This is a genomic window from Vibrio sp. 2132-1, from assembly GCF_033344315.1.
In genome coordinates, this window is sequence record NZ_JAWPON010000756.1 from 1 (window position 1) to 541 (window position 541).

1 pseudogene is annotated in these 541 nt (G+C 46.2%); it reads right to left on the reverse strand.

The annotated features are described in order from the left end of the window. A pseudogene (locus R8N47_RS27805) lies at nucleotides 1-541 on the reverse strand (hypothetical protein); the annotation flags it as partial.

Sequence of the window (541 nt, forward strand, 5' to 3'; positions counted from 1 at the left end):
TGCCCTTCCACAATCGTAGCGTGCATTTTGTTTCCCATTTCACTTCTCAGCTCAGAAAAGAAGCCTTTCATGGCTATTTGAATCAAGCGCAAAGGGCTCAACCACTGACAATGTGGCGTTTGTAAACAGACCACAAAGACGTCTCGCGACAACTGCCCCGCAATGCTGGTGTAGCGACTACGCATGATAAAGTCCGCAAAACCTAGCTGTTGTTCCAACATGCATTTCTGGGCAAAGTTCGGTCTTAGCGTCATCACGATATTGAGGTCTTTGTGACCACTTTCGTTTGCGAGGTTATCCAATTGAAGTTCGAATTCATCTCTGGTTGGCAAAAATGCCGACCAGTCTTGCACTTGCTCACAACGATTTTTCATCCACAAAAGGGAAGCCGAGATATCCGTTGAAAAACCGAGAAAAAGCACACGCCCTGAATTGAATGTGAGGCGATAGATACACAAATGATGCGCTTGGTTGCTGCCATTGGCTGTGCGGCTAAGAAGATTGCCGCTCCAATACCCTTCTTCATCAATGTGTTTCCAAA